General features: G+C 65.1%; 2 protein-coding genes. Both read left to right on the top strand.

The genetic code is table 11. The annotated features are described in order from the left end of the window. Positions 1–67 precede the first annotated feature (67 nt). Positions 68–355: a transposase gene (locus AZH51_RS07915; protein WP_291523037.1), complete on the top strand. Its 288-nt coding sequence runs from the start codon at positions 68–70 to the stop codon at positions 353–355. Positions 356–366: 11 nt separating this feature from the next. Then, a partial coding sequence (locus AZH51_RS07910; protein ID WP_291523035.1) for an IS3 family transposase occupies positions 367–1,047 on the top strand: 681 nt, incomplete at its 3' end.

Here is a 1,047-nt window from a genome sequence, read left to right as displayed (position 1 = left end):
TGACCTGTACCCACTTTCCCGGACATCTGATCTGAGGCGATGATCGTCTCGGGAGAGGAGTCTTGTGATGCCAGCACCGAAGTCCCCGGAGTTTCGTCAGCGGGCGGTCGAGCTTGCTCGGGAACGAGCCAAGCCGATCGCGCAGATCGCGAAGGATCTGGGTGTGAGCGAGTCGTGTTTGCGGCGGTGGCTGCAGCAGGCCGACGTCGATTCGGGGAACAAGCCGGGCTTGTCGAGGGACGAGCGGGCCGAGTTGGTGCGGTTGCGTCGGGAGAACCGGCGTCAGGCAGTGGAGATCGAGATCTTGAAGCGGGCCAGTGCCTATTTCGCGCAGGAGAACGTCCTCCCAAAATGAGGTGCCCGGCGGTGGCCGCGCTGGCCGGGCTGATCGTGCAGGTTCCCGGGTCGGATGTGTCGGAGCGCGTGACGGTCGCGGCGGCGTGCCGGGCGTTGAACGTGTCACCCTCGAGCTACTACGACTGGGTTCGTGGCCGGCCACCTAGTGATCGTGACCTAGGGGATGCGTACGCGTTGGACACGATCATCGATATCCATGCTCGTTCCCGTGGCACCTATGGGGTGCGTCGGGTGCACGCCGAACTGTGCCTGGGCGGGCATGAGCATGCGGTGTCGCGGCGGCGGGTGGCTCGATTGATGGCCACCCATCAGTTGGCGGGGGTCCATCGGCGCCGATGGCGCAACGGTGGCCCGCGGGATGCGGCGAGTTGGCCCGATCACGTGAACCGGCAGTTCGTGGCCGAGCGGCCGGACCGGTTGTGGGTCACTGACATTACCCAGCACCGCACTGGTACCGGGTGGGTGTACTGCGCGGTGGTGCTGGATGTGTTTTCCCGCCGGGTGGTGGGCTGGTCGATCGCGGACCATCTGCGTACTGAGCTGGTCATCGACGCGTTGGACATGGCCCGGGCGCACCGCAAACCCATTGACACCATTGTCCATTCGGACCGGGGCACTCAGTACACGTCCTGGCTGTTTGGTAGCCGGTTGCGTCAGGCAGGGTTATTGGGCTCGATGGGCAAGGTCGCG

The sequence above is a fragment of the Branchiibius sp. NY16-3462-2 genome (assembly GCF_001594145.1).
Taxonomy (GTDB): Bacteria; Actinomycetota; Actinomycetes; order Actinomycetales; family Dermatophilaceae; genus Branchiibius.
Note: the sequence above shows the minus strand (reverse complement) of the source record. Positions and strands in the feature narration are given on the sequence as shown.